At 50.0% G+C, this 7918-nt stretch carries 7 protein-coding genes; 1 reads left to right on the plus strand and 6 read right to left on the minus strand.

Features of this window, described 5'->3' with window-relative positions:
* A partial coding sequence (locus TX77_RS12330) for an oxidoreductase (protein ID WP_044505383.1) occupies nt 1-697 on the minus strand: 697 nt, incomplete at its 3' end.
* A gap of 394 nt (nt 698-1091) precedes the next feature.
* Between TX77_RS12330 and TX77_RS12335 the strand changes: the two genes are divergently transcribed.
* Nucleotides 1092-1985, plus strand: coding sequence for a LysR family transcriptional regulator (locus tag TX77_RS12335; RefSeq protein WP_044505384.1), 894 nt, complete (start codon nt 1092-1094; stop codon nt 1983-1985).
* Between the two features lies 1 nt (nt 1986).
* Here the strand turns inward: TX77_RS12335 and TX77_RS12340 are convergent, their stop codons facing one another.
* From TX77_RS12340 to TX77_RS12360, 5 genes are all read right to left on the minus strand, one after another.
* Nucleotides 1987-3267, minus strand: coding sequence for an MFS transporter (locus tag TX77_RS12340; RefSeq protein WP_044505385.1), 1281 nt, complete (start codon nt 3265-3267; stop codon nt 1987-1989).
* 206 nt (nt 3268-3473) lie between these two features.
* Nucleotides 3474-3839, minus strand: coding sequence for a P-II family nitrogen regulator (locus tag TX77_RS12345; protein WP_044505386.1), 366 nt, complete (start codon nt 3837-3839; stop codon nt 3474-3476).
* Nucleotides 3840-3850: 11 nt separating this feature from the next.
* The gene (locus TX77_RS12350; protein ID WP_044505387.1) at nt 3851-5263 is read right to left on the minus strand and encodes an ammonium transporter; all 1413 of its coding nucleotides are present in this window, start codon (nt 5261-5263) and stop codon (nt 3851-3853) included.
* 273 nt (nt 5264-5536) lie between these two features.
* On the minus strand, nt 5537-6511 hold the full coding sequence (locus TX77_RS12355) for an AEC family transporter (RefSeq protein WP_044505388.1): 975 nt from the start codon (nt 6509-6511) through the stop codon (nt 5537-5539).
* 77 nt (nt 6512-6588) lie between these two features.
* Nucleotides 6589-7779, minus strand: coding sequence for a M20 metallopeptidase family protein (locus TX77_RS12360; protein ID WP_044505389.1), 1191 nt, complete (start codon nt 7777-7779; stop codon nt 6589-6591).
* Nucleotides 7780-7918 lie beyond the last annotated feature (139 nt).

A 7918-nucleotide genomic window follows, 5' to 3' on the forward strand; every position in this document is an offset into this window, starting at 1 on the left:
CTTCGATGAATTCATCTGCTGACAGACGGAATACGATGGGAACCCAGGGGCCGACAACTTTGCGGACGGCTTCGACGACGAGGCGGGCAAAGCGGGCACGATTTTCATAAGAGCCACCGAATTCATCGGTACGTTTATTATACAGGGGAGATAAGAACTGGTCCAGCAGGTACGAATGACCCCCGTGGATTTCTACCATGTCGAAGCCGGCTTGGATAGCATGCTGAGCGGCGATGGCATACTTCTGGACAATGTTGAGGATTTCACATTTATCGAGGGGGCGCGGTGCCGGATTGCCTTCTTTGGAAGGGACGGATGAAGCCGATACGGCTTGGAGGCCGTCGAGCCGTTCCGGGTAGGCCGAAGCACCGGCGTGGTTGAGCTGAATCGATGCCAGGGCACCGTATTTGTGAATCCGTTCGGTCAGTTCGTAGAGACCGGGGATGAACTGTTTCTTGTCGATGCGCAGCTGCTTCGTTCCGTTCGTTGCCAAGGGATAGTCGATACAGGCGTTTTCAACGGTAATCAAGGCTGTGCCGCCACGGGCGCGAAGACCGTAATAATTCTTCATTTCTTCTGATACTTCACCGGTGAAGGTGGCAAGGTTGGATCCCATGGGGGGCATGATGACGCGGTTGCGGAAGGTGGTCCGCTTGACCGTAAAGGGTTCGAAAACATGTGGATACTGCTGGCTCATAAAGAGAAATCCTCCTTCTATATAGTACTAAAGGTATATGTGAATTGTAGAACTATATTTTTGATCTGCCCTTATTATACGGATGAAATACTGATAACACAATTTCTTAAAATAGGAAAAAACAGTTCAAAAAAACTATTGAAAATGATATAATAAGGGCAATTGATATCGAGAAATTGTCGATAAAACAAAGATAAACTCATTTTACAATACGAAGGAAGTTGAGAAAAATCAGTGGTTTCGGCCATGAAGCTTTGACTTGTCTTGTCATTTTTGGTTTTCATAAGATTGTTTTTATTGATAGAAAATAAGATTGAAATATTAATAGATAAGCTATTGATATATAAGGATTTATCACAAAGATTGATTAAACGGCATATAGAAGGAGTCTGTTATGAACTTAAAGCAACTTCAATATTTTACGAAATTGGCGGAAACGGAACATTACCGGAAGGCTGCGGAAGCCCTGTATATTACGGAGCCCAGCCTTAACCGAGCCGTTCGGGAAATGGAAAAAGAGCTGGGAATTCAGCTCTTTGAAAAACGGGGACGAAATATTTTTTTGAATAAGTACGGTCATCTTTTTTTGCCTTATGTGAAACGCTCTCTGCAGGAACTGGAACGCGGCGTTGATTTGATGAAAGCTTATACGCGCCCGGATCAGGGAAAAATTACGCTGGGATTTATTTATACCATGGGCTATACTTTGGTGCCGGAAATGATTACTCAATTTCAGGCTATTGACGGTAATGGCGGCATTACCTTTGACTTCCATCAAGGGACGACGGCAGCCCTGATTAAAGAGTTAAAAGAGGAAAAAATCGATGCCGCTCTCTGTTCTTCCGTTGAAAACGAACCGGACGTCCTCTTTTATCCCGTGGCCGAAGAAGAATTGGTCGTAGCCGTCCCTAAGGGGCACCCTTTGAGCAACCGTGGCTCTGTCTCCTTAAAAGAACTGGAACCGTATCCTCTTATCGCCTTCGATAAGAGCAGCGGCTTAAACGAGATGATTAATAAACTCCTCGACCAGGCTCAGGTTCATTTAAAGACCGCCTGCCATGTAGAAGAAGACAACGCCATGGCCGGCTTTGTAGCGGCCGGCTATGGCGTTGCCATTTTACCTGATTTCTATACACTTCAATATTATAATCTCGATCGGATACCGATTGCCGATTCTTTTGAACGGCGTTATCTCTTTTTGGCTCTCCTGCGCCAATCCCAGGTATTGCCCGTCGTAGAACGGTTCCGGAATTTTCTCCTGTCCCGCTGGCAGCGGGGAGCCATCTGAGTCAGTCCTCGATGCGGTGGAGGTCACCGACGATGAAGATGAAGGAGAAGACGCCAATGGCGGCGACGCAGCCGACAAATATCATGGCGCCGACGAATGAGCCCGTCGCTTGGACGATAAAGCCGATGACGATGGGCGTAATGATGCCGGCTAAATTGCCGATGAAGTTGAAGACGCCGCCGGCAAGGCCTACGGAATGGGCCGGTGCCACGTCGCCGACAGTACTCCAGACGATGGCAGCCATGCCTTGACCGAAGAAGGCCAGGGCCATGACGATGATGATGGCATTGAGAGAGTCGAAATAATTAGCCGTCATGATGGTCATCGAACAGAGGAGACCGCAGATGATGGGCAGTTTTCTGGCTTTTGAAAGGGAACTGCCGCGGCGCAGCATGGAGTCAGACCAGTAGCCGCCGAGGAGGACGCCGATAAGGGCACCGACGTAAGGAATGATGGCGTAGATGCCGGCTTTTAATAAGGGCAGGTTCTTAGCCATGATCAGATACGTCGGAAACCAGGTTAAAAAGAAAAACATCGTACTGGCATTGGAAAACTGTCCTAAATAAATCCCCCAGAGTTGGCGGTGTTTAAATAATTCTGCGATTTGAGACCAGGTAATCTTTTGTTTTTCCGAGGCTGTACTGCCAAGGCCGCCGCCTTGGCGGATATAGTCCAATTCAGCTTGGTTGGCACCTGAATCGGGACCGGGTTCGCGGTAGAGAAAGAACCAACCGAGGCTGGCGACGATGCCGATAAAGCCGGTGATGTAAAATATTTCCCGCCAGCCGTAGGTTTCTAAGATCCAAAATAAAACGGGCGTTAAAAAGGCCAGACCGATGAATTCGCCGGCTGTATAAATCGAGGTTGCCGTCGCCCGTTCATGAGACGGGAACCAGGCTGCGACGACGCGGCTGTTGGTCGGAAAGGCCGGGGCTTCGGCAGCGCCGATAGCCATGCGGATGCCGAAGAGGGAGGCAAAGGACCTCCCAAGACCCATGAACATCGTGAATAAGGACCACAAGAATAACGAGGCTGTATAGACGATGTGAGAGCCAAATCGTTCGATGACCCAACCGCCGGGGATCTGCATCAGCCCGTAAGACCAGGAAAAGGCGGAGAATAAAAGGCCCATGGTGGCGGCGCTGAATCCGAGTTCATCACTCATGCTGGAGGCTGCGACGGCCATGTTGGTCCGGTCCAGGTAATTGATGGCTGTGAGAATAAATAAGAGAAACAGCATGAACCAGCGTTTCTTCGTTTTCTTAGGACGTAAGTTCGTCATATATGATCATCCCTTCGAATTGTTAAAATATTCACATACGCTACTGTGCTGATAAGCAAGTATGTATCTATTTTAAACAAGAAGGTCGACGGGTACTATTACTTATTTTATATATATTGATATATATATACTATTGATTTAGCGGTTAGCCTAAAAAGCAGGCATACGAAGGCTCGTGCTTCGCATACCTGCTTTTAGAGACATTCTTATTTTTCGTCCATGATGGCGACAGGGCCGCGGTCACCGGTGCGGATGCGGACGGCATCTGCCAAGGGGTAAATGAAAATCTTACCGTCACCGGGCTTACCTGTTTTGCAGACCCTTTCAGCGACTTCGACGACTTTGTCGACGGGAACTTCGCAGACGACGGTCTCTACTTTGATACCCGGCAGGAGGTTGATGTTGTAACGCTGACCGCGATAGACTTCGACGTAGCCTTTTTGAAGGCCGCAGCCGAAGACCTGACTGACGGTCATGCCCATGACGCCGATTTTGTTCAAGGCTTCTTTTAAATCTTCAAGTTTACTGGGCCGGGTAATGATTTCTATTTTAGTAAGGGTATGTTCTTCCATCTCTATCACCTCTATATCGTATGGTTGTTTACGCCGGCCTGGTTTACGACAGCAGCATGGCCTAAGGCTGTATTGTCTAAGGGAGAGGTCTGAACCCCTTCAAAGGGGCTCCCGGCGGTGATGGCGTAATTGTAACCCTGTTCGCCGTGTTCGCCAATGTCGAGACCGGCAATTTCTTCTTCTTTATCGGCCCGGACGGTCATGAACAGGCTGATGACTTTAAAGATTATGAATGTTCCGACGATAGCCAACGCATAGGCGACGACCGTAGAAATGAGCTGAGCGGCGAGGAGATGGCTGCTGCCGTAGAAGAGGCCGTCGGCACCGGCAGGGTTGACGTCTGTCGTTGCCCAGAGCCCCGTTGCGATGGAGCCCCAAGTACCGCCGATGCCGTGAATCCCGAAGGCATCGAGGGAATCGTCGTAGCCGAGTTTGGTCTTGACGACGGCGACAGCGACATAGCAGATAACGCCGCCGACAGCCCCGATAATGAGGGCCGGAAGGGGAGCGACGAAGCCTGCTGCCGGGGTGATGGCGACGAGGCCTGCGATACATCCGGAAGCGGCACCGAGGATGGTCGGTTTCCCTTGGACACGCCATTCCACAGCGACCCAGGCGACGGTGGCAGCAGCGGCAGCGGCCTGAGAGGTGATAAAGGCGTTGGCGGCCAATTCGTTGGCTCCGAGGGCACTTCCGGCATTGAAGCCGAACCAGCCGAACCAGAGAAGGGCGGCGCCAAGGACGGTCATCGGAAGATTATGAGGAACCATAGGACTCTTCCCGTATCCGTAGCGACGGCCTAAGAGGACGCAGAGCGTAAGACCGGAAACACCGGAGAGAATGTGGATGACCAGACCGCCGGCGAAGTCAAGGGCGCCGAGTTTAGCGAGGAAGCCGCCGCCCCAGACCCAATGAGCCATGGGATTATAAATGAAGAGGGCCCAGAGCAGGATGAAGACGACGAAGGCGTGGAACTTCATGCGTTCGGCAAAAGCACCGGTAATGAGGGCCGGCGTGATGACGGCAAACATGCACTGGAAGGCGACGAAGGCCAGTTCCGGAATCGTTCCGTTGTCGAGAACAGTCATGCCGACTCCGGTGAGGCCGATTTTATCAAGAGATCCGATGAAGCCGTGAATGTCGGTACCGAAGGTCATGGCATAGCCGATGAGAATCCATTCGACAGAAATCATGGCGACGATGAAGAAGCTCTGCATAATCGTTGCCAATACGTTTTTATTGCGGACCATGCCGCCGTAGAAGAAGCCCAGGCCCGGCGTCATGAGAAAGACGAGGGCGGCACTGATGAGTACCCAGGCCGTGTCGCCCGGGTCTATCGTTCCCGGTGCCGATGCAAAAGCCGTTGGCGCTGCTGCGAAAAGACAAGGCAGCAGGACCGATAAACGGGACCATAATTGTTTCATATTCTTAGCCTCCTGACCCATAAAAAAAAGATGACTCTCCCGATGGTTCCATCGAGAAAAAGACATCGTTGTCTACTGTTCTATTGGGATTATCTTCAGAATATGAAAAGCCCAAGGGATAAAAAATCATCACCTTGGGCTTCATTGCCGGCTTCTATTCTGTTGATGAACTTATTATAAAAGCAAAACGTTAAGCTGTCAATAAAAATGCTGAAATTTATTTTACAAAACTTATATTTTATCTAAAAAGATAATATCATAATGGGAATCATATTAAACAAATAAAATATGCCCTAAGAAAATATAAAAGGTCAGCGATATGGCGCTGAGGGCCGTTGTGTTCATGACAATCTGCGTCGCATAGTCCGGATTGTTATCGAATTCGATGGCAAATAAGGCCGTATTGACGGCTGTAGGGATAGCGCAATAGATAAGGAATACCGTCGCACTGACAGCCGTAAAGGTGCCGGGGCGAAAGGCGTTGGCACCATAAATCATGGCCAGCCCCAGTAAGGGGAGGGCGGTCATCTTTAAAATGCTTACGATCCAGACATCCTTGTCGAGCCAATGAATCTTGGTCTGTGACAACTGAGCGCCGATACTGACCATGGCTAAGGGGAGCAGAGCATGGCTGGCCATGTCCATGATGGGCCATAAGAAGAAGTTTTCGGCATCCCAGCCGATGTTGCGGGCTAACAAGGATGCGGCCAATACGTACAGCAACGGCATGCGAAACATGACGGCCAAAGTATCCCTGGCAGCCAATTTACCGCGGCCGGCCTGATAAAGACCGAGGGTATTGAGCGAGACACTTTGAATCATGAATATGATGATCTGCACGACCATGGCTTCGGCAAGGTACGGCGTCTGTCCGTTTACGACGAAGGGGTCGTGAGAAAAGACGAGGATGATAAGCGCGACGCCGAGGTTGCCTGTATTATTGAACATAAAGGCATTGCGGCACGATTCCAACATGGCGGCATCATAGTGGCGGATACGGCCGACGATATTGGCTATGACGAAACAGAGGACCATGAAGATGGCGATGGCAGCGATGATGTTGACGCTCGTTTCGGGGAACTGGGTCGTATAGATGTTGGTAAAAAGGAAGCTGGGAATGACTAAGTAGAACATCAATTTCGATAAGGTTTTTACGTCGAGATGGAATTTCTTATCGAGAAAATATCCTAAGAGAACGAGAAAGAAAATCGGAAGCATCGTATGTTCAATGATGAACCAGAATACCATGAGTCATATCACTCCTTATTATATGGATACTCCCTCATTATACTATGGATATGTAATTATACAATGCCAAAATGAATTCAATAGCTTTCGAAGTAATAGACGATGTGAAGCAGGGTTTCGCACATATACTTCAAGGCGTTGCTGTCCCAGTGGAAGTCCGGTGAATGGCCGCTGACCGGAGCATCGCCGTAGACGCCGACATAATAAAAGGCACTGGGGACGGCCTCGCTGAAATAGGCAAAATCTTCAGAACCGGCGCCGCGTTTCAAGGCCACTACGTTGACCCGATCGGCACAGTGCTGCTGCAGGATATGGGTAACTTTATCGGTAACGCCGTCGTCGTTGACACAGACCGGGGAGAAGGGGACGACGTCCAAATCGAAGAAACCGCCATACGTCGAGGTTACATTTTTCAAAATCTGCTCCAGGGCGTCGAGGATGATGCGCCGTTTTTCTTCGTGATACGTCCGGAGGGTCCCTTTTAAAACGGCTGTTTCGGGGATGACGTTAGGATTGTGGCCGGCCTGGAACTGGCCGAAGGTGAGGACGATGCCGTCGCCGTCAGCATAGCGGTTGTAGACGAAGTTTTGAATCAATTGGATAATGTCGACGCCCATCTGTATCGGGCTGATGCAGGCTGACGGCTGGGAGCCGTGTCCGCCTTTGCCGTGGAGTGTGATCGTGAAATCGTCACAAGAAGACGCGATTTCGCCGCGGCCGATGCCGACATAACCCTTGGGGAGACTGCCGGCCACATGCAGACCCAAGGCATAGTCGACAGGCGGCAGGTTGAGGATACCGGCATCGATCATGCGGGCGGCGCCGCCGTTTCCCTCTTCAGCCGGCTGAAAAGCCAGACGGATGGTGCCGCGCAGGCAGTCTCGATGCTTGTTGAGAATTTTGGCGACACCTAATAAGTTGGCCGCATGACCATCGTGGCCGCAGGCATGCATGACTCCTTCTACGAGGGATGAATAAGGGCAGTCGTACTTTTCGGTCAGCGGCAGGGCATCGATGTCGGCTCGCAAGAGGACGACCGGTCCGGGAAGGGCCCCGTGTATCAGGCCTGTGACTCCGGTACCGGCGATGATTCGCACGTCTTCAATACCCATCAGGGATAATTCTTGAAAAATCGTCTTGCATGTATCGAATTCTTTTTCGCTTAATTCCGGGTGGGCATGGAAATATTCTCTCATTTCCATCATATAAGGCAAGGTTTTGCGTACTGCTTCGTGAATATTGAATGTCGGTCTATAGCTGTCGTTCATAAGCCGCTCCTCCTTCCGTTTTTCTATATTATGTATATATTTCTATAATAAAGCCTGAAATCCTGCCATGGGAGCGGATTTTTTGGCTCATTCTGCTTCGAAAGGTCTATATATTTATATTATATATATCCTTATTATA

The organism is Megasphaera massiliensis (assembly GCF_000455225.1).
Lineage (GTDB): Bacteria > Bacillota > Negativicutes > Veillonellales > Megasphaeraceae > Megasphaera > Megasphaera massiliensis.

Excerpts from the sequence above, each read along its gene's own strand:
- TX77_RS12335 (WP_044505384.1), top strand. The coding sequence starts at position 1,092 with ATGAACTTAAAGCAACTTCAATATTTTACGAAATTGGCGGAAACGGAA.
- TX77_RS12340 (WP_044505385.1), bottom strand. The coding sequence starts at position 3,267 with ATGACGAACTTACGTCCTAAGAAAACGAAGAAACGCTGGTTCATGCTG.
- TX77_RS12350 (WP_044505387.1), bottom strand. The coding sequence starts at position 5,263 with ATGAAACAATTATGGTCCCGTTTATCGGTCCTGCTGCCTTGTCTTTTC.
- TX77_RS12345 (WP_044505386.1), bottom strand. The coding sequence starts at position 3,839 with ATGGAAGAACATACCCTTACTAAAATAGAAATCATTACCCGGCCCAGT.
- TX77_RS12360 (WP_044505389.1), bottom strand. The coding sequence starts at position 7,779 with ATGAACGACAGCTATAGACCGACATTCAATATTCACGAAGCAGTACGC.
- TX77_RS12355 (WP_044505388.1), bottom strand. The coding sequence starts at position 6,511 with ATGGTATTCTGGTTCATCATTGAACATACGATGCTTCCGATTTTCTTT.